This window comes from [Anoxybacillus] calidus, from assembly GCF_013760845.1.
In the GTDB taxonomy this organism is placed as follows: Bacteria; Bacillota; Bacilli; order Bacillales; family Anoxybacillaceae; genus Paranoxybacillus; species Paranoxybacillus calidus.
The window spans coordinates 272627-294623 of sequence record NZ_JACDUU010000005.1 but is presented as its reverse complement, the minus strand read 5'-3'; the positions used below and the strand labels follow the sequence as shown (position 1 = coordinate 294623).

General features: G+C 38.2%; 28 protein-coding genes. 9 read left to right on the top strand and 19 right to left on the bottom strand.

Going from position 1 to position 21997, the window contains the following annotated elements; all coding sequences use genetic code 11:
* Positions 1 to 272: 272 nt before the first annotated feature.
* Positions 273 to 947, top strand: coding sequence for a DUF421 domain-containing protein (locus HNQ85_RS12020; protein WP_181537960.1), 675 nt, complete (start codon positions 273 to 275; stop codon positions 945 to 947).
* Positions 948 to 1379: 432 nt separating this feature from the next.
* Here HNQ85_RS12020 and HNQ85_RS12015 read toward each other — a convergent pair whose 3' ends face one another.
* A complete protein-coding gene (locus HNQ85_RS12015) occupies positions 1380 to 1610 on the bottom strand; it encodes a hypothetical protein (RefSeq protein ID WP_181537959.1) in 231 nt (76 codons plus the stop codon).
* A 119-nt stretch (positions 1611 to 1729) separates the two neighbouring features.
* Here HNQ85_RS12015 and HNQ85_RS12010 point away from each other — a divergent pair, with 119 nt between their 5' ends.
* Entirely contained in the window at positions 1730 to 3919 is a 2190-nt protein-coding gene (locus HNQ85_RS12010; protein WP_181537958.1) for a UvrD-helicase domain-containing protein, read from the top strand.
* An 86-nt stretch (positions 3920 to 4005) separates the two neighbouring features.
* Here HNQ85_RS12010 and HNQ85_RS12005 read toward each other — a convergent pair whose 3' ends face one another.
* The 3 genes from HNQ85_RS12005 to HNQ85_RS11995 form a co-directional block, all read right to left on the bottom strand.
* Positions 4006 to 4260, bottom strand: a complete 255-nt coding sequence (locus tag HNQ85_RS12005) for a stage VI sporulation protein F (RefSeq protein WP_181537957.1) — start codon at positions 4258 to 4260, stop codon at positions 4006 to 4008.
* Positions 4261 to 4384: 124 nt separating this feature from the next.
* Positions 4385 to 4525, bottom strand: a complete 141-nt coding sequence (locus HNQ85_RS12000; protein WP_181537956.1) for a YjcZ family sporulation protein — start codon at positions 4523 to 4525, stop codon at positions 4385 to 4387.
* A 67-nt stretch (positions 4526 to 4592) separates the two neighbouring features.
* Positions 4593 to 4829 (bottom strand): hypothetical protein, encoded by a 237-nt coding sequence (locus tag HNQ85_RS11995; protein WP_181537955.1) that lies wholly within the window; start codon positions 4827 to 4829, stop codon positions 4593 to 4595.
* A gap of 132 nt (positions 4830 to 4961) precedes the next feature.
* On the opposite strand from HNQ85_RS11995, the gene HNQ85_RS11990 reads away from it, so the two are divergent.
* Positions 4962 to 5282: a thioredoxin family protein gene (locus HNQ85_RS11990; protein WP_181537954.1), complete on the top strand. Its 321-nt coding sequence runs from the start codon at positions 4962 to 4964 to the stop codon at positions 5280 to 5282.
* A 150-nt stretch (positions 5283 to 5432) separates the two neighbouring features.
* Here HNQ85_RS11990 and HNQ85_RS11985 read toward each other — a convergent pair whose 3' ends face one another.
* From HNQ85_RS11985 to HNQ85_RS17630, 10 genes are all read right to left on the bottom strand, one after another.
* Entirely contained in the window at positions 5433 to 5600 is a 168-nt protein-coding gene (locus tag HNQ85_RS11985; protein ID WP_181537953.1) for a hypothetical protein, read from the bottom strand.
* A gap of 13 nt (positions 5601 to 5613) precedes the next feature.
* The gene (locus HNQ85_RS11980) at positions 5614 to 6474 is read right to left on the bottom strand and encodes a DUF421 domain-containing protein (protein ID WP_181537952.1); all 861 of its coding nucleotides are present in this window, start codon (positions 6472 to 6474) and stop codon (positions 5614 to 5616) included.
* Between the two features lie 12 nt (positions 6475 to 6486).
* Positions 6487 to 6693: a DUF1657 domain-containing protein gene (locus tag HNQ85_RS11975; protein ID WP_111646407.1), complete on the bottom strand. Its 207-nt coding sequence runs from the start codon at positions 6691 to 6693 to the stop codon at positions 6487 to 6489.
* Between the two features lie 15 nt (positions 6694 to 6708).
* Positions 6709 to 7065, bottom strand: coding sequence for a stage V sporulation protein AE (spoVAE, locus tag HNQ85_RS11970; protein ID WP_181537951.1), 357 nt, complete (start codon positions 7063 to 7065; stop codon positions 6709 to 6711).
* A 3-nt stretch (positions 7066 to 7068) separates the two neighbouring features.
* The gene (spoVAD, locus tag HNQ85_RS11965; protein WP_181537950.1) at positions 7069 to 8079 is read right to left on the bottom strand and encodes a stage V sporulation protein AD; all 1011 of its coding nucleotides are present in this window, start codon (positions 8077 to 8079) and stop codon (positions 7069 to 7071) included.
* The gene (spoVAC, locus tag HNQ85_RS11960; protein WP_181537949.1) at positions 8076 to 8558 is read right to left on the bottom strand and encodes a stage V sporulation protein AC; all 483 of its coding nucleotides are present in this window, start codon (positions 8556 to 8558) and stop codon (positions 8076 to 8078) included. The genes spoVAD and spoVAC overlap by 4 nt, the downstream gene beginning before the upstream one ends.
* Before the next feature lie 14 nt (positions 8559 to 8572).
* A complete protein-coding gene (locus tag HNQ85_RS11955; RefSeq protein WP_181537948.1) occupies positions 8573 to 9040 on the bottom strand; it encodes a YhcN/YlaJ family sporulation lipoprotein in 468 nt (155 codons plus the stop codon).
* 198 nt (positions 9041 to 9238) lie between these two features.
* A complete protein-coding gene (locus HNQ85_RS11950; RefSeq protein ID WP_181537947.1) occupies positions 9239 to 9442 on the bottom strand; it encodes a DUF1657 domain-containing protein in 204 nt (67 codons plus the stop codon).
* A gap of 467 nt (positions 9443 to 9909) precedes the next feature.
* Positions 9910 to 10137 carry a hypothetical protein gene (locus HNQ85_RS11940; protein ID WP_181537946.1) on the bottom strand — a complete coding sequence of 76 codons (228 nt, stop codon included), beginning with the start codon at positions 10135 to 10137 and terminating at the stop codon, positions 9910 to 9912.
* 318 nt (positions 10138 to 10455) lie between these two features.
* Positions 10456 to 10905, bottom strand: a complete 450-nt coding sequence (locus tag HNQ85_RS17630) for a hypothetical protein (RefSeq protein ID WP_246326855.1) — start codon at positions 10903 to 10905, stop codon at positions 10456 to 10458.
* 213 nt (positions 10906 to 11118) lie between these two features.
* Between HNQ85_RS17630 and HNQ85_RS11930 the strand changes: the two genes are divergently transcribed.
* Positions 11119 to 11835, top strand: coding sequence for a BMQ_0737 family morphogenetic spore coat protein (locus HNQ85_RS11930; protein ID WP_181537945.1), 717 nt, complete (start codon positions 11119 to 11121; stop codon positions 11833 to 11835).
* Between the two features lie 99 nt (positions 11836 to 11934).
* On the top strand, positions 11935 to 12735 hold the full coding sequence (locus HNQ85_RS11925; RefSeq protein WP_181537944.1) for a hypothetical protein: 801 nt from the start codon (positions 11935 to 11937) through the stop codon (positions 12733 to 12735).
* A 197-nt stretch (positions 12736 to 12932) separates the two neighbouring features.
* On the opposite strand, the gene HNQ85_RS11920 is transcribed toward HNQ85_RS11925, so the two are convergent.
* Entirely contained in the window at positions 12933 to 13280 is a 348-nt protein-coding gene (locus HNQ85_RS11920; protein WP_181537943.1) for a DUF1360 domain-containing protein, read from the bottom strand.
* 168 nt (positions 13281 to 13448) lie between these two features.
* Between HNQ85_RS11920 and HNQ85_RS11915 the strand changes: the two genes are divergently transcribed.
* Positions 13449 to 13775, top strand: a complete 327-nt coding sequence (locus HNQ85_RS11915; protein ID WP_181537942.1) for a hypothetical protein — start codon at positions 13449 to 13451, stop codon at positions 13773 to 13775.
* A 73-nt stretch (positions 13776 to 13848) separates the two neighbouring features.
* Here the strand turns inward: HNQ85_RS11915 and HNQ85_RS11910 are convergent, their stop codons facing one another.
* Complete coding sequence (locus HNQ85_RS11910; RefSeq protein WP_181537941.1) at positions 13849 to 14658, bottom strand: UTP--glucose-1-phosphate uridylyltransferase; 810 nt, start codon at positions 14656 to 14658, stop codon at positions 13849 to 13851.
* A gap of 184 nt (positions 14659 to 14842) precedes the next feature.
* Between HNQ85_RS11910 and HNQ85_RS11905 the strand changes: the two genes are divergently transcribed.
* The 3 genes from HNQ85_RS11905 to HNQ85_RS11895 are packed head-to-tail and all read left to right on the top strand — an operon-like array spanning position 14843 to position 18257.
* On the top strand, positions 14843 to 16132 hold the full coding sequence (locus HNQ85_RS11905; protein ID WP_181537940.1) for a nucleotide sugar dehydrogenase: 1290 nt from the start codon (positions 14843 to 14845) through the stop codon (positions 16130 to 16132).
* Positions 16129 to 17085: an NAD-dependent epimerase/dehydratase family protein gene (locus tag HNQ85_RS11900; protein ID WP_181537939.1), complete on the top strand. Its 957-nt coding sequence runs from the start codon at positions 16129 to 16131 to the stop codon at positions 17083 to 17085. The genes HNQ85_RS11905 and HNQ85_RS11900 overlap by 4 nt, the downstream gene beginning before the upstream one ends.
* Positions 17082 to 18257 carry a glycosyltransferase family 4 protein gene (locus HNQ85_RS11895; RefSeq protein ID WP_181537938.1) on the top strand — a complete coding sequence of 392 codons (1176 nt, stop codon included), beginning with the start codon at positions 17082 to 17084 and terminating at the stop codon, positions 18255 to 18257. Before HNQ85_RS11900 ends, HNQ85_RS11895 begins: the two co-directional genes overlap by 4 nt.
* Before the next feature lie 37 nt (positions 18258 to 18294).
* On the opposite strand, the gene HNQ85_RS11890 is transcribed toward HNQ85_RS11895, so the two are convergent.
* The 3 genes from HNQ85_RS11890 to HNQ85_RS11880 form a co-directional block, all read right to left on the bottom strand.
* The gene (locus HNQ85_RS11890) at positions 18295 to 18738 is read right to left on the bottom strand and encodes a CotO family spore coat protein (protein WP_181537937.1); all 444 of its coding nucleotides are present in this window, start codon (positions 18736 to 18738) and stop codon (positions 18295 to 18297) included.
* A gap of 430 nt (positions 18739 to 19168) precedes the next feature.
* Positions 19169 to 19945 (bottom strand): enoyl-ACP reductase FabI, encoded by a 777-nt coding sequence (gene fabI / locus HNQ85_RS11885; RefSeq protein ID WP_181537936.1) that lies wholly within the window; start codon positions 19943 to 19945, stop codon positions 19169 to 19171.
* Positions 19946 to 20140: 195 nt separating this feature from the next.
* Complete coding sequence (locus HNQ85_RS11880; RefSeq protein ID WP_181537935.1) at positions 20141 to 21997, bottom strand: monovalent cation:proton antiporter family protein; 1857 nt, start codon at positions 21995 to 21997, stop codon at positions 20141 to 20143.

Sequence of the window (21997 nt, the reverse complement as noted above, 5' to 3'; positions counted from 1 at the left end):
AATAAGTTTTTCTGATTTTTCCCATAAAAAAACCCCTCCATAGTAAACAGTATCAGCCTTTGCTTTTTCCTGTCTACTATAAGGGGATAATATCATAAGTGTCTAGCCTCACGTGCATTCCACAATATATCGTTCATCTATCTAATGTTATTGTATGTCCTATATGGTTATGGGGGCTGACACTTTGCTTTTGGGTCAGCCCCTTTTTTCTATGTATAAAAATCTTCATTTAACACAAATTAATGACATCATAAGTCCAAAAGGTGAAAAAGATGGAATTTATTAAAATCGCTTCTGAACTAGCTATTGGTTATGTCGCTCTACTATTTACTACTAAAATTCTCGGAAAAACACAAATCACGCAAATCACAGCATTTGATTTCATTTCCGCTCTTGTGTTAGGGGAACTTGTCGGCAATGCACTTTATGCTAACGACATCGGTATTTCCCACATCTTGTTCACCGTCGCTTTATGGGGGGCTTTAATTTACATAACGGAAATTATTACGCAAAAAAAGAAAGAATCCCGCGCTATTTTAGAAGGAAAGCCAGCGTTAGTCATCGCTAACGGCAAGATTTTACGTGATAAAATGAAAGAAAACAAATTAGATATCAATCAATTACAACATTTGCTGCGATCAAAAGGAGCGTTTTCTATTCGCGAAGTCGAGTATGCGATTTTAGAAACAGATGGAACGGTAAGCGTCCTAAAAAAATCACTATATGATCAACCGACGCGGAAAGATCATCAAATGCCTCCTCAGTCCATTCATCTTCCTATTACATTAATCAGCGATGGTGAAGTCATATGGGATAACTTAAAAGAATGCGGTTTTTCTGAAGAATGGCTAAAAGGACAAATTGAAATGTTTGGGGCAAGAGAGTATAAGGAAGTGCTATACGCAGAATGGCAGGAAGGAAACGGAATGCATCTCCAAACATTCTAACACTTCGTAGCCATCCATAACATATGATCTGCCAGCCCCAACTCCGCTTCTCCTTCTAAAAATGGATTGCACACAGTTCCTTAAGCGGTGCGTTTCCTTAAAACCAATCAATCGTCTTTAATATCAGATTATGCAAAATCGCTTCTTTGCGCACTGTGGCAATCGTATACATGTTTCACAGTTTTTGCAATAAGCCGCTCCCACAAAATGATCGACACACGCATGAACAATGAAAAGATGGGGAAGCGGCAACTGTTCCTCTCCTCGTTTTTCATCATTATTCTTTATTCTTTTTCATTATCCCTATATCAAACCCTGCGCCCATTAAAAATTCCTCTATTCTGAGAATGAACTTATCCGATTCCCACAGTGCCTTTAAAGTAAATAAGAAAAATTATACATTGGCATAAATTCCATTTCGTTCTCTCTACTTTATACATGTTCGTTAATATATTGTCCTTTTCCAGTTAACTCTGTTAAAACTTCATCAAAAACCGCTCGCTTATGAGCTTTCTTGGACTGTGAAAATGGACGCTCTTTCCTCTGGTGAGCTATCATATTGGCTGCTGTTACCGGAAATAGTGAAAGCGGAGATGAATCATGATGACTTTTCCGATTCCCATATTGAAATAATGAATCATTAAACGGAGATATGATATACATTCCCACTCCCCTCCTTATCCCTTTCTTTTTCAATTCTCAACTTCAATCAACAAATCCTTTTTCTATATCATATGTTTTGATATGATTAACGTTGACGTTTGAAAAAAGGAGATTTATTCATGGAACGGGCAAAATATAAAGAAAAAACGATTCGCCTCTCGAAATTGCCACGCGAAAAATACCAGCTTGTCTATGAGTCGGCACTTCGCGGAAAAATTACGTGCCTAAAATGCGGTGAACCCGTGAGACTATATTTAGGGATTCAAAAAGAGCCGCATTTTTACCATGAACATAAACAAAATTGCACAATAAATGAATTAGAGACTTCGCTTTGGAAACCGCCTATTTCTGTCAAAAACAGCACTTTATTTCGTAAAAAAGAACAGGCCATCGCAAGCGGTAAAAGCGGTTATTTACAACACCTAGTACAATCTGGAATTTATCTGGACGAAGCACAAATGAAAGCAGTCAGCACGACAGAAGGACCACTTTTAGTATTAGCCGGGGCTGGCAGCGGGAAAACGCGTGTACTGACTGCCCGCACTGCTTATATGATTTGTGAGCGAAATATTCATCCTTCTTCCATTATGCTTGTGACATTTACTACAAAAGCAGCGCAAGAAATGAAACAACGGCTTCTTACTTATCCAGAAATCCGTCAAGATGATACTTCTTTTCTTGTAACCGGCACATTTCACAGTATTTTTTACCGAATGATTAGCCATTTTCATCCAGAACGGTGGCAAATCAATCGTTTATTAAAATGGGATTGGCAGCGTGAACAAATCATTAAAGAAGCGGGCCGAGAGTTTGGTTTAGATGAACGGGAGTTTGCTTACGACCAAGCACTACAACAAATTTCTTATTGGAAAAATACATTATTGACTCCGAAGAACGTAGCACCGCAAAGTCAGTGGGAGGAACGGGTATCCTATTTATATAAAAGATATGAGGAACTGAAAGCTGAACGCGGACAATTTGATTTTGACGATATGCTTCTTGGCTGCTATGAAATGCTTTTAGAAAATCCCGACTTGCTCGCCCGCTATCAAGAACGGTTTCATTACTTTTTAATTGATGAGTTTCAAGATATTAACAAAGTACAATACGAAATCATGAAGATGCTATCAAGCCATACAAAAAACTTATGCGTCGTTGGCGATGATGACCAATCCATCTACGCTTTTCGCGGCTCTAATCCGTCTTTTATTCTTGAATTCGATAAAGAATATTCTGAAGCGCAAATCATTACGTTAAGCGAAAATTATCGCTCTTCTCATGCGATTGTCACAACAGCGAATAAAGTGATTTCCTTTAATAAACACCGACGCAAAAAACAGATGAGAGCGCAGTTCGACAATCACCATCTTCCTCTCTTCTTTTTCCCATACGACGAAGAGGAGGAAGCAACAATGGTTGTTGAAGATATAACGGAGCGAATCCGCCAAGGTGCACAGCCGCGCGACTTCGCCATCTTATACCGCACCCATGCAACATCGCGGGCGATATTTGAGCGTTTGTCACAATGCGGTCTGCCTTTTATCGTTGAGCAAGATGGCGAATCATTCTATCAGCGCCGCATCGTACGCTGTTTGTTAGCGTATTTGCGTCTCAGTTTAAATCCAGATAACGAAGAAGCAATGAACGATTTGCTTGTTGCCCTGTTTTTAAAACAATCAGCACTTCAAGAGTTAAAGGCGATTAGTATTATCGAGGACTGCTCGCTTGTGAAAGCTTTAACTAAACTCAACAACATTCAACCTTTCCAGCAAAAGAAACTGCGTAAAATTGTTCCTTTGTTTAAAACATTAGCCACTCTTAAACCTATTGTCGCGCTTGAAACAATCGAAAAAGAAATGGGCTTTGAGGAATTTATAAAAAAACGGGGCAATGAAGGAAATGTGATGGAAAAAGGGTCTGATGATTTGCGCGATTTAAAAGTGGTTGCTAAAAAATTTAAGACCATCTCTGCTTTCCTTTCTCATGTCGATGAAATGATTCAAGCGACTTCTGAAGCAAAACAGTTAAGCAAACAACAAACGAATGCGGTTCAACTAACAACGATTCATCGTGCGAAAGGATTAGAGTATAAATATGTATACATTTTAGGAGCGGTAGACGGGTGTCTTCCTCATGATTATGCCCTTGATGCTTATCGAAACGGTGATGAGCTGCCGCTTGAAGAAGAACGGAGATTAATGTATGTGGCGATGACAAGAGCAAAAGAAGCCTTATTCATTTCTGTTCCTGAAATGAGACGAATGAAAAAAGCGCACGCCTCCCGCTTTATTAAATCTTTCATTGAATAGCTGAGGCTGGCTCATAAGGGGCTGTATATATCATGTACTTACCAGACATGATTATACGATTCCTTGCTTTTGAGCCAGCCTCTTGTTTACTTCTTGTTAATCATATTAGCAATTGTGCTGAAATCTAGGCTTTTTCCGTCTTTAATAATCGTTTGAACGATTTTATCTTCTAATTCTTTTGGTACTTTGCGGTTGGCAATTTGCGCTACACGTTTAATGACGCTTCTAACCGTCTTTTCATCTTTAAAATTCGCATGCTGCAGCGAATTCGCTAAGTCGAATACATCTTTCATATTTACGCCTGTTTTCTTTTCGATATTTTTAAAGAAATTGTTATCCATTATCCCGCCTCCTTTTGATGATACATCGTATGAAAAAAAAGATGCGAAGTGCATGCATTGAAATAAAAAGTACGAGCCGTTTTGTAATAGCTCGTACCCCTTCGCTTGAAATATCGCGAACAAATTAGCCGATGAACGAAGTTCCAACAATAATTAACAAAATAAACAACACAACGATCAACACGAACGTATGACCACCGAAACCACCGCCGTAGCCATAACCGCCGTAACCACCAAATCCGCAACCACCAAATCCGAAGCCCATTTTATTCCACCTCCTTGCACATTGTTACTTACATCATATGCACTTTTACAAAAATGGTATGGGCTTGCTACTGTAAAAAGCGTAACATTTTCCCAAACTGCTTTTCTTTTTTGGCAAACCATTGATTCATATAGCCAAGTTTTCCTTCTACCTCTTTTAAAAAAACTTGGTTTGCTTTATCAATTTTTTTTATATTTTCATCGAGTTCCTTTCCCCATGTTTCAAATTTCTTTATGACTTCATCATGTCCTTCATGCTTGGATTTCGCTAACTTCTCCAATTCTTTTTCGAACTTATTGCTCATATACTCACCGTCCCTTCTTATTCATTTATTTATGCAAATGAACAGACGATGTGCCGAGTTTTTTATTCTATTTTTCTTTAAAAGTATGGTAGAGTATAGAAGTGACAAAGTGAGCAAAGGAGGTTGCTTCATTTGAATCATTTACAAACAGTTGAGCAGTTCAACAAAGTGATTGCTGGAGACCAAGCAGTCATTGTAAAATTTTATACAACATGGTGTCCTGATTGTACACGCATGGATATGTTTATCGGCGAAATTATGGAACAATATTCGCATCTAGAATGGTATCAAATCAATCGCGACGATGTTCCTGAACTCGCTCAACAATATCAAGTGATGGGCATTCCAAGCCTGCTCGTTTTCAAAAATGGTGAGAAAATTGCTCACCTTCATAGTGCCAATGCAAAAACACCGGAACAAGTAAAAGAATTTTTACAATCGTTATCATTGTAAGCTCAAAATAAAAAGGCTGCCTTAAAGGAAAGAGCCGCTCCCTCTCAGTAAGAAACTGATTGTCACTGTGTAAGGGAGTGATTCTCCTATAAGCCAGCCTTTTTCCAGTTTAACCTAACAGCAATCGCTCTCCAACAATGCTTTCCTTCATCAATACTCAATCTGTTCATAATCTTTCGGTTGCGGTGTCGCATTTTCTCCTTCATGCATAAATTCCAATGTGAACTCCTCATCAGTCGTCTTAATTTTCTTATTTTCTTTTTCCTTTGTTAAACGCAATGTAATTTCCTCATCAGTTGTTTTTGTTTTATTTTTCATGCTTTTTCCTCCTTTAATTTTTCAATAATGGTTCTACTTTATTTAAAATTTCCGCTAATTTCTCCGCGTTTTTACCATACATTTGACGAGCCTCGGCATTTTCAGTTTGTAAAGCAAACAATTCAAAATCCGCCTGCACTTTTTTAATCGCTGCTAGTAAAAGCGGTTTTTGCTGCGGCTGTGGCACTTGAATTTTATCATTATACAAATCAATCGTAAGCTGTCCATAAGAGTCCACTTGAGCTAAAAAAACATTTTCAATTGCAGCTCCTTGTTTATCCAATTCTTCTTTCAACCAGCTGCGATTTAATCCTATTGTTGCCAGCGGCTCATCTAAAATCCTTCCATCCATTATAACTGTTTGTGGCTCCTTTATTGGAGCCGGGTTTGGAAAAACATCACCAACTGCCAGCGGTTGCTTATCACGCTTTAGTAGGACGCTCAACTCTCCATTTGTTTCCAAAGTGGCAAATTCAACATCGGCAACGCGAAAAATGTTCTTTTTCCGCAACTGTTCAAAAAGCTCATCAACTGTATATTTCTCTTTCTTTAAGTTATCTTCCAATATCTTTCCATTTTTAATAAAAACAGTAGAGTTTCCCTCAACAAAGTCGCGGAATTTTTTACTCTTTAATGATATATGAGAAATAGCTATTGGAAAAAATGACCAAACCAGAATACTTGTAATTCCTTCTGTTAAATTAATGTCGCCATCCATCGATAATGATCCAGCGATATCACCGATAGTGATACCGACAATATACTCAAAAAACGATAACTTCGATAGCTGTTTTTTTCCTAATAACTTTGTGATAATAAACAGCCCGATTAATATACAAACTGATCGTATCACTGCTTCTAACCATGCTGGCATCATTCCTACTCCTTACATTCCATTGTATTGAGGTTCTTCTCGTTCCAATTGTCCAATTCTTTGTTTCAAATCGGCAATGATTTCTTCCGTTATAATCATCGCCTCGTGAAACTCCCGCTGCGAGCGCTCGTCCGTTGAGATGAGCGCAAAATTTTGCAGTCCGGCATGAATGCTCTTTAAACTCGCCAAGCTTTGCTTAACTTGTGAACCGATCGTCACCTCTTACCACCCCGCTTATCCTTTCGGTTTAAATAACAAAGCACCGATGAAGCCAAACACAATTGCCGCAGAAATTCCCGCGCTTGTAACTTCAAACATTCCTGATAATACACCGATAATGCCGTGCTTTTCCGCTTCTTGCATAGCGCCATGGACAAGAGAGTTTCCAAAACTTGTAATCGGAATGGTTGCTCCCGCTCCAGCAAAATCGATGAGCGGTTCATAAAGACCAAGACCATCCAGAATAGCGCCAATGACTACAAACGTACTAAGCGTATGTGCTGGTGTTAATTTAAAAACATCAAACATAATTTGGCCAATTGTACATATAATGCCGCCGACCACAAATGCCCAAAAAAACATCGCCACCATCCTTCACTCACCTCCATACTCAATCGCTACAGCATGGGCAATGCACGGAATCGTCTCATTTTGCTGAAACGTTAATGGTGATAAAAGTGCTCCTGTTGCAACAACGAGAATACGTTTTAATTCCCTACGTTTCATCCTGTTAAGGAGATGTCCATAGACAACTGTTGCAGAACAGCCGGCACCGCTTGCTCCCGATAGAACGGGTTGTCCCTCGCGATAAATCATAAGACCGCAATCTTGATAACGTTCATCTTCAATACTAAGCCCGTTTTTCTTCATGAGGTCTAATGAAACTTCTCTACCGATATGTCCTAAATCTCCAGTGACAATCAAATCATAGTAAGATGGTTCAATTTGTAAATCACGCAAATGTGCTTCAATCGTATCAACAGCTGCCGGCGCCATCGCTCCTCCCATATTGAATGGGTCGCTTAATCCCATGTCAACCACTCGACCAATCGTTGCGGAAACGACACGTGGCCCTTCTCCTTTATTACTTAGCAATGCTACTCCTGCTCCTGTCACCGTCCATTGCGCAGTCGGCGGCTTTTGTCCACCGTACTCCGTTGGATAACGAAATTGCTTTTCGACAGCAGTATTATGGCTTGCCGCTCCTGTTAATACATATTGTGCCCCACCGTAGTTGACAATAAACGCACCTAATGCCAGTCCTTCCATTGATGTAGAACAAGCACCAAACACTCCGAGATACGGCGCTCCAATCGTTCTTGCCGCAAAGCTTGATGGCGTAATTTGATTGATCAAATCTCCAGCAATAATAAACTGAACTTTTTCCTTTTCAATTCCCGCTTTTTCCATCGCCTTAAAAAATGCCTCTTCAAATAACACTTTGTGCGCTTTTTCATACGAATCTTCGCCAAGCCAAAGGTCTTCATGCAATAAATCAAAATCATCAGCGAGTCTGCCATTTGCCTCAAACGGACCGCCAACTGTTGCAGTTGAGATAATAACTGGTTTATTCTCAAATATCCATGTTCGGTGGCCCTTCATCATCCTAATCCACCCCACTGTATAAGAATCGTTTTAATTAAGGCAACGACAAATGCTGCAAACGTACCAAACAAAATAACAGAGCCAGCCAGCTTAAACATATTCGAACCTACTCCTAGCACAAATCCTTCTGTGCGGTGTTCAATTGCTGCAGAAATGACTGCGTTCCCAAATCCTGTGACAGGTACTGCACTTCCCGCTCCGGCAAATTGGGCAATGCGGTCATACACGCCTAACCCCGTGAAAACCATTGAAATAAACACCATTGTCGCTACCGTTGGATTCCCGACCGTTTGCTCGGTAAAATCAAAAAAGTAAATATAAAAATAGGAAATGGCTTGGCCAATTGCGCAAATGAGTCCTCCTACCCAAAAGGCCCGAATACAGTTTTTTAAAACGGGTCGCTTTGTTTCTCTCTCTTTTTCAAACAAATGATACTCTTGCTGAACAGGCGTAAGATTCTTTCTTTTTTCATTTGCCATATCATCACCTCTTTCTAAGCCTTTTCATTGCTCAATTTTTCTAATTTTTCAATTTGTTTATCGATTTCTTTCTCATCCATTCCATCTTTACTTAATTTTCTTCTTAGTTCTTCTGTTTTCCAAAACAACTTAATATCGCTGGAAAGAATGATGTCATAATCTGGGAATAAATTCTCAAGCTCTTCTTTTACATCTTTCCGAATTTGCTTCATGCGAAAGCGCTGCATATGCTTCACTTGATACGCTAATAAAAGCTTCTTCTTCGTATTAACAGCAACAACATCCTTTATCTCACGCTTTTCTCTTATCTTTTGAACAGCCTGCTTAGCGACAGACTGATTAAGATTGGCATCCGCCGTTTCCTTTGTGCTTGATTTTGTAATATTAAAATTTTGTAATGACTGCTGCTGATTCTCTTTTTCCTTCGCACAACCAAAGAGGATTCCAATTATGAAAAAAGCCAGAAACCATTTTTTCATCATCCACCATCAACCCATTCATTTATGTATTTTGTTTGAAAAAAGGTTGGCCATAACCAACCTTTTCCGTCTCTGCTTTTCTTTATTGTCTAGCTCGGCTCGCAACGCCTTTCGGAAAATAACCTTCCTCCGTCGAAATGCAAGCATTTCTCGTCGGAAGAACATTTTCCTTCGGCGTTAGGCGCTCGCCTCCGCTTTTCTTTATTGTTTATATTGTGGCTCTTCGTTTTCGATTTCTTGCACGCGTGGGCTGATTAAATCTACAATCGCTTGTGCTTGTTTTGCGGCTTGTTGATAAAGCTGTTTTGCAGCTTGGTTTTCTGTCTGTAATGCGAATGTTTCAAAACTTGCTTGAGCTGATTTTAATCCTGCTAGTGTTTGTTTTACTTGAGATGCTACTGTCATCTTCTTAACCTCCTAAAGTTTCGTTACAATTTTTATATTGTATTTTTCATGAAAAAAATATAATAACAATTTTTTACATAAAAAAAGCTGTCTCAAACAAAGGGACAACTCCTTTATGAGACAACCTCAACAAATTGATTTTCTTTATTGGTTTGATCTGAATAACCCCGGTTCCTAGTGAAGGAGTATGAAGAATGCCAGCCATGACGAGAATGCTTAAAATGGCGTTATATCGTATGTCCGAAATCCATGTCTGCTCCAAATGTTTGGACAAGAATGACAACAAAAGAACCGATGGCAAACCAGAGTCCATCATTTTTAAAGCGATCCATAAAAATCCCCTCTCACTTTTTTAATAAATTATGTTTAGCTGATAGCGATTGAAAGGGGGGACACCTATTTCTTACTTCAACATGTTACTTTGCAAAATCATTGGTTCTGTCCAATGATCTACATTTACAAGGAAACTAAATCCAAGAAAATCGATTTCTTCGCTGATCGTCGTCATCAATCTCTTGTTCTTCGATCGCCGTGTCATCTTGTACGTCCTCAGCCGCTTCTAATTCAGGTCGATTTGATCCTCCGAACAACCAAGGATCGAACGGACGTCTTTTCGGAATGATTACGACATCATCTGCATGAACAATTAACTTATCAACATGAACCACACGTGATTTATGTTTTCTTTCTGACATTTATGTTACCTCCTTAATTGAATAGCCTATTCACACTGTTAGACTATGCACATTTCCGCTTTGTTGTATAGGCGTTTTTCATAAAAAAGAGATTATCTTTTTCGATAATCTCTTTCATCCAATGCTTATTTCTTCTTTATTTTTTTTCCGCATCCACATCCTCCTGTTTTCTTTGCAGTTGCAGAAGATGTAGAGGTGAGCGTCACTATTTTCTTCCCTATAATAATCGGCTTCTTCTGTGTCAATCACTTTCCCTCCTAAAGCATTAGAATACTAATAGCTTATGAGGGGAAAGATGATTTGCTCCGGCATTCGTTTCTATTTTTCTTCCTCACTGAAGGAAAAAGGACTTGATATCGAATGATGTTTCGGATTTGTTTTGGCAGAAGGAGAAACAATCGCGTTTTGTTGCTTTAACGTGCGAATAAACCAAGAATCAAGATTGGTTTCTTCCTCTATTTGCTTTTTCCGTTCTGCTAAACGTTTTTCAAGTTCGTCCTTTTCTTTTCTTACTTGTTGTAACTGTTTATATCTTTCCTCACTTTGAAACGCCAATTCTTTAAGAAGAACATTTTCCGCTGTCGCTTCATGCAGCCTTTTTGTTAAAGATTCTAATTCCCCTTTCAAATATTCATTTTCTTTTATTAATGACATCATATCGCTTTGTTCATACTGTTGCAATTTCGCTTTATAACGTGACAGCTCAGACTGATAATAAATGAGTTTTTGTTTTAACATCGTCACATTCTCTCCTTGTTTTTGTTTCACTGGTTAGCCTCCCCATCAAAAAATCATTTCCTCCTAATACATAAAAATTCAAACATTCACCAATTTATTCCATGAAAACTAAAAATAAAATTCCGCGTTTATCACTGCACACTTACCTAACTTTTTCATACTATACAGTAGTCCCGATACCCGCATGAAGTAATCATTCAATTTATTACAGCGGGAAAAATTTTTAAACAGGAGGAAAGAGTTATGAGTTACTCTCATCATAAAGAGAAAGTATGTATTAGTACTCGTAAAGTGTACGACTGGGTTACTCGTCAAGTGGATGTACCATTAAAAAGCTTCTCTAATAGCGACTTAGAATCCATTTTTCCAGATAACAAATGCCCCAGACACGGAAAAACGGTTTGTGAATTTTTCACTTCACACGGTTTTGACCCAGAAGACTTCAGTATTAGATGTTTCTTAACAGACGAGGACGGGAATCGAATCGATCCAGTAGTCGATAACAACGCATTAATTTGTCAAGAAATCATCCAGCCAAATGGCCGTCAACCAGTACAAGTTACACTTCCTTCAGGAGAAACAGTCACACTGCAAAAAGTAAAAGTACTAGTTAAAGGTCATGTCGTTGTGCAAGTTGTTAACGCAAACGGTCAAGTTGTTTGTGAATCTGATCCAATTCCGTTCGCAACTGCTCAAACATTCATTTTATGTGCCCCTGAAGGTACTGTGGTAGACTGCCATATCTCCTTCTTCGAATGTGACGCTAGCTTAATCTGCACAGACAATTTCTCACAACTGGATGTTTCCATCACTCTATGCCTTGAAGTACAAATGGAAGCAGATGTAAAAATCGAAGTAGAAGCTCGTTTCTGTAAACCACGTGAAGAAATTTTAGAAGCTACACTTTGTCCTACAGATAAGTTCCCACCTCAATGTCCTGAAGTATTCCCAGCTCACTAAATTCACTTAACGAGTTAGGCTGTTGTGCTTTCCAACAGCCTTTTTTGTTTTACAAATTTATTTCTTTACATATACATTAAAGCGAAGAGGGGTGAGAAAATGGAGCGACGTCGCCCAACAGCGGATATGAATCAACAAATTCAACTGCAACAAAAAATTATTCACTATCGTTCAGAAATATCAAATTATAAAAATAAACTAAAAGCATTAGAAACAGAATTAAAAAAAGAAACACTTCGAAATCAATATTTACAAAAAAAATTACATCATATTCAAACTGAGAATATTGAGCAATACGAAAAAAAGATTGCATCTCTAGAAAATCAACTACTATCATATGAAGTGGCATTAGAGGAAGAAAAAACACAGTTGAGCGAGCTGAAAAAAAATTTGTATTTACAAAAAGATAACCATCATTCACAACCTATCGTAAAACTCCAGTCGTTTTTTAATTATTCGTTGCTCCTCCCTGGAACAAGTGAAGATGAGTTATTAATATTTGGCGATTTCACTATGGACAATATTGGGACAGAACCTCTACATGAGCCTATGATATGCATTCGTATAAAACCGATTCATGCGGGGAAACTAAGTGGTAAAATTACAACACAACCACTGAAAACCACCGGAGAAAACTTCTTGCTAGCTGAACATTCCTCTACAGAGTGGACATTTGTCCATGAAAATTGGAGAGAGATCATAAAAAATAACGGTGAGTATTGGCTGAAGCCATTGTATCATTCAACACTAGAGCCAAGCGAGTTATTACAGTTTCATAATTTTGAAATTCAAGCAAGAAAAACGGATGATAAACATGCTTTAGTTATTGAAGGCTATGTTTACTGCAAAGAGTTTCCAAAAGGAATTCCATCATTAAACAATATTATAGTCAATTGGTAGACATCCATATCATTATGTTTTTAGCTTCACTAGCAAAATGCTGACTCGATCATCTTCCCTCTATCCATACAGCATATAGAGTAGATGAGATAGCAAATCCTCTAATCCTCTTATATTTCTTAGATGATTGAGTCAGTATACTTCAAGTAAAATCAATCATTTTTCTCTTAGAACTATGCGCTTCTCTCCCCAATCTCTTATGACAATCTTTCCACAACCACTTCCACTAAGGCAGCGCAGCCAGCAATCGCCAAAATAAATATAATCGGTGTAAAAATGCTAGACCAAACTAAATAACCTATATATAGAAAAGCCGAACTCCATATCCCTGTGCACCAATAACAACTCAATAGTTCACCAATCCAGTATTTTAAGCCGGTTCCTTTCACTTTTAAAAATGTTTGCATTGAACCATCTGGCAATTGTTCCTCTACGATTTCATGAAACGGTTTTCGAATAAATGAAGTAATTGTATCATTCACAATTAATCGTGTTAACCGAAAACTCGCCAAAAAAAGAATAAGAAATTCAAAGGAGCTTAGCATAAATCCCCCGCCTTTATCGATCCAAAGTTTCTATATAGTTTATGAGATGGACGAAATGCAAATGATAAAAAATTCCTTTTATTCTTAGGCTGATGACCATCCGCACCAAAAGATGGAAACATATGATGGTATAGACGCTTTAACTATAAGTAGGAGGGAGAGAAAATCATGAATAAAATTATTTTCAACCAAAATTTCATAAAAAAACAACGTCAGCAACAACATCAGGAAGTTGAGCAACATAATAGCGTGCATGAAATATTACGCAATCTCGAACCTGGAACAGAAGTAAATATTCATGTGGGAGAACAGACGTATTATAATGCTGTATTTTTAGCATTTGACATAAACCACAATAAAGCATCTTTTTGGAACGATCGATTTTATAAAGGTAGCAATCGCTTAACTATTTTAAACAGCAGCGATATCACTTCGATTGACTTACCAGTACTAACAGACAAAGATGTGAGTGTAGATAATGAGGAGGATGAATAAAAGAGTAAAGCCAGCCCTTTTCGACAAAAGGCTGGCTTTACTCTTTGAACTTTTGGAACAAGCTTCTCTACTTCTATATGCCCTTCTGATAAATCATATTTACTAGAGAAATATAATCATGTGGAGAACCTATATCAAACCTTTTTCCATCGGGAATTTTACCATAGCATGCTTCTTTGGCTAGTAATTCTTTTATTGCATTTGTCAGCTGAACCTCTTCTCCTTCTTGCGGATTTAATAATTCCAAATATGAGAATATGGAAGGAGTAAACACATATCTTCCAATGACAGCTAAGTTGGATGGTGGATTTTCTTTCGGTTTTTCGATAATATCCATAACATTATAAATCTGATTACCAAGCTCTTTCCCTGCTATAACGCCATATTTATGCAAATGTTCCGCATCAACTTTATTAAGTCCAATTACACTATAACCATGAATCTCATGCTCTTCTATTAACTGCTTTATCGCGGGCTTCTTTCCTCCTAATATAATGTCGTCAGGCAAAAGAACCGCAAATGGTTCGTTCCCAACAAACGACTTTCCTAAACGCACAGCGTCACCGAGCCCCTTCGCATATGGTTGACGTGTGTAATAAAGCTGTATGTTAGGAACAAAATCTTTCCTCAATAAATGTGTTTTGTTTTTCTTTTCTAAAAACGCTTCCAATTCAAGAGAATGATCAAAATAATCCATAATTAAATTTTTTGTTCTTGAAACGACAATTAAAATCTCTTCGATTCCCGATTCGATCGCCTCTTCTACTACAAACTGAATAGCTGGTTTCACTCCGATGGGGAACATTTCCTTTGGGATCACCTTTGTAATCGGCAAACTTCTAGTACCGTATCCTGCTGCCGGAATAATCGCTCTCTTTACCATGTTCATTTCCCCCTCTATTTTCTTTATCTTTATCGTATTCGTTACATAGCAGCAAGGAAAGTTGTCTAAAGAAAATAGGCACTGCACTCCGCCACATTGGGTATCTGCAACTGTAACATATTAGACCTGTCCATTAATACGCTATAAGAGCCACATACTTTTTATTGAGGGGAGTGTACTATTTGTGAATATATGTGTAATAGGCGCCGGATACGTAGGCTTAACAACCGCTGCCGTTCTTGCTGAACTTGGCCATGAAGTAAACTGTGTCGACAAAGACAAACAAAAAATAGAAATGCTAAATAACGGTAAAGTTCCTATCTATGAGCCAGGCCTAAAAGAATTAATTGATAAAAATTATAATCATCTCACCTTTACTGATTGCCTCGATGATTATATAAAGAGAGCTTCCGTCGTTTTCATTTGTGTTGGTACCCCTTCTTTAGAAGACGGAAGTACCGATTTATCATATATTGATTCAGTGATTGATGAGCTATCAAACCGCATTAACTCGTATAAAACCATTATTACTAAAAGCACTGTGCCTCCTGGAACGAATGAATGGATGTATAAACAGTTGATTAAAAAAGGTGTCTGTCCGGAACTTTTCAACATCGTCTCAAACCCGGAGTTTTTAAGAGAAGGCTCTGCCATTCATGATATGTTCCATGCTGACAAAATTGTTGTAGGTCTTCGGTCTGGCGATCATCAGTCATTAGCAGTTATACAAAAAATATATACCGGAATCGACGCTCCTTACGTGATTACTAGCTTAAATGGAGCAGAGATGATTAAATATGCTTCAAACGCCTTTTTAGCTACAAAGATTTCATTTATAAATGAAATTTCTCGCATTTGCGAAGCATTTCAAGTAGATGTAAACGATGTTGCAAAAGGGATCGGACTAGATCCGCGAATCGGTCCGCATTTTTTACAAGCCGGCTTAGGATATGGAGGTTCTTGTTTCCCAAAAGATGTAAAATCACTTGAACGAACTGCTCTTTCGAAAAACATTCAACCTTATATTTTACAAGCAGTACAAACAGTGAATGAGACACAAATTGATATTTATATGGAAAAATTAAAAATGCTTTTCCCTCATTTTACTCATCTTAAAATCGCTGTTTTAGGAATTGCCTTTAAACCGAACACCGATGATACACGCTACTCACCGGCTAAACGACTCATTCAATGCTTGAGCCAATTAGACTGCGAAATTCATACTTATGATCCACAAGCGAAGTTAGAGAATCCTCTTCCTGCAAATGTCATCCAAAAGGACTCAATCACTTCTACTATTCATGACGCTGATTGTGTTATTATTGCAACCGATTGGAATGAATTTAAAGAGTTAGATTGGTCGGAAGTAAGGCAACTTATGAAAGGGACGATTATTTTCGATACACGCAATTGCCTTGATCGCAACAAGATAGAACAGTATGGATTACATTATGTAGGAGTTGGTCGGGGATGAACATTCTCGTTACTGGCGCTGCTGGCTTTATTGGCTCTCATTTATGTGAAAAGTTATTGGAAGATGAAAATAATACGATCATTGGTATCGATTATTTCATTGGTCCTACCCCATCTAATATCAAAAAATGTAATTTAGAAAAACTCATTCTTCATCCAAGGTTCACGTTCATTTCAGAAAATCTTCTCTCCATTGACCTTCATGAACTTTTAAAAGATATAGATGTTGTTTACCATTTGGCAGGAATGCCAGGTGTTCGTACAAGTTGGGGAAGAGACTTTCGAACATACGTTGACCATAACATTTCTTCAACTCAATTGTTGTTAGAAGCTTGTAAAAACCTTCCGCTGAAACAGTTTATTTTTGCTTCAACATCTTCTGTTTATGGAGAAAAAATAGGAAAAGTATCAGAAGGAATGGAGCCAACACCATTATCACCATATGGGATTACAAAATTAACAGCCGAACATTTATGCAAAGTATACAAAACAAGTTTTGAAATTCCTATCGTTATTTTGCGCTACTTTACCGTTTATGGCCCTCGCCAAAGACCCGATATGGCCTTTCACCGTTTCATCAAACAAATACTAACGAATCAACCAATTACCATTTTCGGAGATGGAACGCAAACACGGGATTTTACGTACATTTCTGATTGTGTAAGCGGAACGGCAGCTGTCTTAGGGAATACAAATACGATTGGAAAAACCATCAATATCGGTGGAAAAGAACGAGCATCAATTAATGACATTATTGATTTATTAGAGGTACTGACAGGAAAAAAAGCGAAGAGACATTATACCAAAACCGTCATCGGAGAACCTAAGCATACATGGGCTGATATCTCTACTGCAGAGCGTTATTTAAACTATGCTCCAACCATCACATTAAAAGAAGGATTGCAAAGGGAAATTGACTATATACGCTTCATTTATAAGGATGAAATATCATGAAAATCGCTTTTATATGTACAGAAAAACTCCCTTCTCCTGCTGTGAAAGGTGGAGCGATTCAGCTCATGATTGATGGAGTTGCCCCATTCATTAGCCAAAAACATCAACTTATAATATTCTCTATAACAGATTGTTCCTTACCATTAAAAGAAAAAAGAAACAACATTGAATACATTCGCTTTCCAAAAGAAACGTACGAAGAAAATGTCGCTACTGAATTAACTAAACACACATTTGACGTCATTCATGTCTTCAACCGTCCAGCAAATCTCGTTAAATATAAAGAGGCTTCACCGACAAGCGCTTTTGTGTTAAGTGTTCATAATGACATGTTTTCTCCTTTAAAAATCACTAAAGAGTTAGCCGAACAAGCAATACAGCAAAGCACCATCATTACGACTGTCAGTGAGTACATTAAGCATACGATTACTGGACGATATGAACTGCCTTCTGACAAGATTGAAGTCGTCTATTCTGGTATTGACCTTGAGCAATATGTTCCGGTATGGACAGAAACAGGGCAAAAGATTCGTGAATCCATGCGAAAAGAATGGAATGTTGCAAATAAAAAAGTGATTTTGTTTATTGGCCGATTAAGTAAAACAAAAGGACCTCATATACTCATTCAATGTATGAGTGAGGTTCTTTCCTGCCACCCTGATGCTGTTTTAGTCATTGTTGGCGGGCGATGGTTTAGTGATAACGGATGGAATGATTATGTTGAACGATTGCATCATTTAGCCAAACCATATGGAGAGAAAATTATCTTTACAAACTACATCCCCTCTAAAAAAATTCCACATATTTTATTAATGAGTGATGTGTTCGTTTGCAGTTCTCAATGGCATGAACCGCTAGCGAGAGTACACTATGAAGCGATGGCTGCAGGGGTCCCGATTATTACAACCAATCGTGGTGGGAACGCTGAAGTGATTCATCATATGAAAAATGGGTTTGTCATTGACGACTATCAAAATATTCAATCATTCTCGAAAGCAATTCATTTTATGCTTTCTCATCGAGAAAAAGCTGCGCAAATGGCGAAAAACGGACGAAACTATGTAGAGGAACATTTTCAATTCACACATGTAGCAGCACGGTTAGAAGCCATTTATACGAAAGCATACAACATCGTTCAAAAAAGAAAAGCGGGAGTGTCTCATACGGAATGAGACGCTCCTTTTTTAAGACTTGATCATTGAAAAAACTCTACTTTTCCTCTTTATTGACAAGCGTTTGTTCCTCTCCTATACCAATTAGCGTGAGAGAAGCAATTTTTTCCGTTGAAATCGTTACTCTTTCGTTATCTTTTGCAGTTTGAAATATTACTTGTTTATCTTTATATTCGATTATATACCCTTCATAATTTTTATTGTCGATGATCAAATTACACTTGATCTTCGAAAGATGAGCAGGAAGGTTAGCTAAAAAATTCAACTTTTCACCAAGTGTCATTTCTTGAAAACCCTTTGTTTCAAACGCTTTTCTTAAATGTCCCTCTGTTTCTTTTATAGTCTGAGACTCTTCAGTCTGCTTTTTCACTTTTTCGGTGTGTGCTATAAATGTTTCTTGCATATAGGTTACTGTCTGCTTTAGTTTGGGTTGAACAATATATAGGAGTGGAGAATTAGGAACAGCTTGATGTGTTTTCATTACACGCCCTCCTTACTTTTTTATATAAAATATATATGCTTCTTTCTTTCAGAATTGCGAATAAAATGTTCGCCAACAAAAAGAAAAAAGCTGTAACGGTTAAACCCCGTTGACAGCTTTTTCTTTTTTATTTCAATTGATAAACTAAACGGTTCAGATTGTAGTGAGTCGCCTCCGCTTTTCTTTTTGTCTAGCTTCGGCGCCCAGCCGCTCGGGGACAAATAACCTTCCGGAGCGAAGTCAAAAAGCGACTTCTTGCTCCGGAAGAACATTTGCCCATCGCGGCTAAGCAGGGCGTCTCCGCTTTTCTTTTTGTCTAGCTTCGGCGGCTATCCCCTCGCGACGCTTCGGCCCCGCTGTGGCGGCAACAGCCTCCTCGCGGGTCCTCCAGCGCGTTTCGGGGATAAGCAAGCCGCCTCCGCTTTTCTTTTTACCGGGCTAAAATGTGGTAACCAGAGTCGACATGAATATTTTCACCTGTAATACCGCGAGATAAGTCGCTGAACAAGAATAATGCCGTGTCGCCTACTTCTTCCTGCGTTGTCGTACGGCGCAATGGAGCACGTTCTTCAATTTCCTTTAAAATGGAGTTAAAGTCACTGACACCTTTTGCTGATAATGTACGAATTGGACCAGCGGAAATGGCATTGACGCGAATTCCGTATTTTCCTAAGTCATTGGCTAAATATTTCACACTCGCTTCAAGCGAAGCTTTGGCAACACCCATAATGTTATAGTTTTGCACGACACGCTCGCCGCCAAGATATGTCATCGTTACAATGCTGCCGCCTTCTGTCATCAAATCTTTTGCCGCTCTTGCCACAGCCGTTAATGAATAAGAGCTAATATTATGCGCTAACAAAAAGCCGTCACGACTTACGTTCATATATTCGCCGCTTAAATCTTCCTTATTTGCAAACGCAATGCAGTGAGCCACGCCGTGAATGACACCAACTTTTTCTTTAATCTCAGCAAAACATTTCGTAATTTCCTCATCGTTTGTCACATCACAAGGAAGTACAAGCGCAGTTTCATCTTCAAGCGTTGCCACTAATTCACGGACACTTGCTTCTAAGCGTTCGCCTGCGTATGTAAAAATGAGTCTAGCACCCGCCGCATGCAATGAACGAGCAATTCCCCAAGCGATGCTTCGTTTATTGGCTACTCCCATGACAACATATGTACGGCCTTTTAAGGATAAATTCATTTTGTCATCCTCCTAAATATATTGAACTCTATTTTATTATTTGTTATTAGTACCAAGTATTAATTTCATTATAACAAAAAAGAAACTGCCCCTCAAGGAAAAGTATCAGCCACTGCAACTATCCTATAACCACTGGATAAAAACACGATATATGGTGGATTGCACGTAAGGTTAGATACTTCTGGGCAGTCCCTTTTAAGTCATGCAAAATTCTAACACTCTTCGCAGTTCATCGACATATTCTTTTGAACCGGTAACAACAAGACGATCACCGATATGCAGTTCCGTATCTCCATGTGGAACGATCGAATCTTTGCCTCTAAAAATCCGAACAATAATACAATCGCCGGTAAACGGAAAGTGTCGCAGCATGACACCATCATATTGTAAATTGTTCATTTCGATTTGGTACAAAGCAGATTCTTGATTCGTGAGAATATTAACAACACTTGGCGATTCGATCAACGCTTTTAATAATGCTTTTGTTGAAAATAATATGGAAATAACCTCAATATTCATCGCTCTCAGTTTCTCATCAAGCTCCGATGTTCCGACAAGGGCAATGACTCTCTCGACACCTTGTTCTTTCGCAAATATGGCGATTTCCGCATTTAACTGTTCAGTGCCTGTAGAGGCAATAAGAATATCCGCTGTAAATACTTGCTCACTGCTTAATGTTTCAAGAGCATAGTCATTTACTTCAACGATTGGAAATACAGGTTGAGCGATTGGTAGTTCAATTTTTTCCTGCTTTGTATGATACAATGTCACGCCATATAGCTTTTCATCCAATTCTCGCGTTACAGGTAATGTGAATTGGTTAGCACCAATAAAATGCACTTTCAGCTTATGTTCGTCTTCTGATAATTTTGGATATAGCTTTTTAAATAAAATCGGCGAAATAATACTCGTCAATACAGCTACTAAAATGAGCGCTCCTTTCATTTCTTCACCAATCATGTTCATACGCTCAGCAATCGTCGCAGCTGCGATGACAAGCGAAAGGGTCGATACTAACAAAAAACCGGAAGCAAGCGCCGTTTTTTTATCATACCAAAATCTCATCATATAAACAGGAACCATTTTTGAAATCACTAACGCGATAAACAATAATGGGATAAGCAATAAAATTTTTGGTTCTGCGAACAATGAACCCAAATCAAGGTTGACCCCAACCATCACAAAGAAAATGGGAATTAAAAAACCATAGCCGAATGAATCGAGCTTATGAACTAACTCTTGATTTGGAGAAAGCATCGAAACAAGCACTCCCGCTAAAAAAGCACCTAAAATGTTCTCTGCACCTAATGTTTCTGACAGAGCAACAAGAACAATAATAAGCGCAAATACCGCTCTTGTTCCAATCTGTATCGTTCCTTTTGCCATCGTCTCCATAAACGAAAGATTACGGAAATATTTACCAAGGAAATAAAATAAAACACCGACAACAAACAATCCGAGCAACAGCCATGTATTGCCGTGTCCCGTATCATAAATAGAAACGAACACAGCTAATAAAATCATCGTTACTAAATCAGAAATAACAGCAACAAGCAAAATAATTTGTCCGACGTTCGTTTTCATCATTTGCGCATCTTTTAATGTCGGTACAACAACACCCAGTGAAATCGTTGAAATAATCAACGTCATTAAAAAAGCATTATCGATATAGCCTAGTACCACAAACAAATAAGAAAGTCCAAGTGAAATGACAAAAATACCAAGAAAAATAAGTGCGGCAATAAGAAACGGATTCGGGGCATATTTTCCGTTTGCGAGTTTCTCTTTCTTTTTATTTCCAGCGAAAGAGGAAAAATCAATTTCAAGTCCGCTTAAAAACATGAGAAAAATGAAACCGAGAGTAGACAAAATCTCAATCCATGCATCAGGCTTAACAATATTAAAGCCTGTTTTTCCTATCATTAATCCAACAATAATTTCCGCGACAACAACAGGAATGATGTGCAACCTGAATCGATGTAGCAAAATTGGCGTTAAAAACGCAACAACGATGACAATAACCAAAGATGTAATGGACCCATGCTCTTCCAT

What these genes read in the sequence shown, in the direction of transcription:
- HNQ85_RS12020 (WP_181537960.1), top strand. Translation starts at nt 273, where the DNA reads ATGGAATTTATTAAAATCGCTTCTGAACTAGCTATTGGTTATGTCGCT.
- HNQ85_RS12015 (WP_181537959.1), bottom strand. Translation starts at nt 1,610, where the DNA reads ATGTATATCATATCTCCGTTTAATGATTCATTATTTCAATATGGGAAT.
- HNQ85_RS12010 (WP_181537958.1), top strand. Translation starts at nt 1,730, where the DNA reads ATGGAACGGGCAAAATATAAAGAAAAAACGATTCGCCTCTCGAAATTG.
- HNQ85_RS12005 (WP_181537957.1), bottom strand. Translation starts at nt 4,260, where the DNA reads ATGGATAACAATTTCTTTAAAAATATCGAAAAGAAAACAGGCGTAAAT.
- HNQ85_RS12000 (WP_181537956.1), bottom strand. Translation starts at nt 4,525, where the DNA reads ATGGGCTTCGGATTTGGTGGTTGCGGATTTGGTGGTTACGGCGGTTAT.
- HNQ85_RS11995 (WP_181537955.1), bottom strand. Translation starts at nt 4,829, where the DNA reads ATGAGCAATAAGTTCGAAAAAGAATTGGAGAAGTTAGCGAAATCCAAG.
- HNQ85_RS11985 (WP_181537953.1), bottom strand. Translation starts at nt 5,600, where the DNA reads ATGAAAAATAAAACAAAAACAACTGATGAGGAAATTACATTGCGTTTA.
- HNQ85_RS11980 (WP_181537952.1), bottom strand. Translation starts at nt 6,474, where the DNA reads ATGCCAGCATGGTTAGAAGCAGTGATACGATCAGTTTGTATATTAATC.
- spoVAE (WP_181537951.1), bottom strand. Translation starts at nt 7,065, where the DNA reads ATGGTGGCGATGTTTTTTTGGGCATTTGTGGTCGGCGGCATTATATGT.
- spoVAD (WP_181537950.1), bottom strand. Translation starts at nt 8,079, where the DNA reads ATGATGAAGGGCCACCGAACATGGATATTTGAGAATAAACCAGTTATT.
- spoVAC (WP_181537949.1), bottom strand. Translation starts at nt 8,558, where the DNA reads ATGGCAAATGAAAAAAGAAAGAATCTTACGCCTGTTCAGCAAGAGTAT.
- HNQ85_RS11955 (WP_181537948.1), bottom strand. Translation starts at nt 9,040, where the DNA reads ATGATGAAAAAATGGTTTCTGGCTTTTTTCATAATTGGAATCCTCTTT.
- HNQ85_RS11950 (WP_181537947.1), bottom strand. Translation starts at nt 9,442, where the DNA reads ATGACAGTAGCATCTCAAGTAAAACAAACACTAGCAGGATTAAAATCA.
- HNQ85_RS11940 (WP_181537946.1), bottom strand. Translation starts at nt 10,137, where the DNA reads ATGTCAGAAAGAAAACATAAATCACGTGTGGTTCATGTTGATAAGTTA.
- HNQ85_RS11930 (WP_181537945.1), top strand. Translation starts at nt 11,119, where the DNA reads ATGAGTTACTCTCATCATAAAGAGAAAGTATGTATTAGTACTCGTAAA.
- HNQ85_RS11925 (WP_181537944.1), top strand. Translation starts at nt 11,935, where the DNA reads ATGGAGCGACGTCGCCCAACAGCGGATATGAATCAACAAATTCAACTG.
- HNQ85_RS11920 (WP_181537943.1), bottom strand. Translation starts at nt 13,280, where the DNA reads ATGCTAAGCTCCTTTGAATTTCTTATTCTTTTTTTGGCGAGTTTTCGG.
- HNQ85_RS11915 (WP_181537942.1), top strand. Translation starts at nt 13,449, where the DNA reads ATGAATAAAATTATTTTCAACCAAAATTTCATAAAAAAACAACGTCAG.
- HNQ85_RS11910 (WP_181537941.1), bottom strand. Translation starts at nt 14,658, where the DNA reads ATGGTAAAGAGAGCGATTATTCCGGCAGCAGGATACGGTACTAGAAGT.
- HNQ85_RS11900 (WP_181537939.1), top strand. Translation starts at nt 16,129, where the DNA reads ATGAACATTCTCGTTACTGGCGCTGCTGGCTTTATTGGCTCTCATTTA.
- HNQ85_RS11895 (WP_181537938.1), top strand. Translation starts at nt 17,082, where the DNA reads ATGAAAATCGCTTTTATATGTACAGAAAAACTCCCTTCTCCTGCTGTG.
- HNQ85_RS11890 (WP_181537937.1), bottom strand. Translation starts at nt 18,738, where the DNA reads ATGAAAACACATCAAGCTGTTCCTAATTCTCCACTCCTATATATTGTT.
- fabI (WP_181537936.1), bottom strand. Translation starts at nt 19,945, where the DNA reads ATGAATTTATCCTTAAAAGGCCGTACATATGTTGTCATGGGAGTAGCC.
- HNQ85_RS11880 (WP_181537935.1), bottom strand. Translation starts at nt 21,997, where the DNA reads ATGGAAGAGCATGGGTCCATTACATCTTTGGTTATTGTCATCGTTGTT.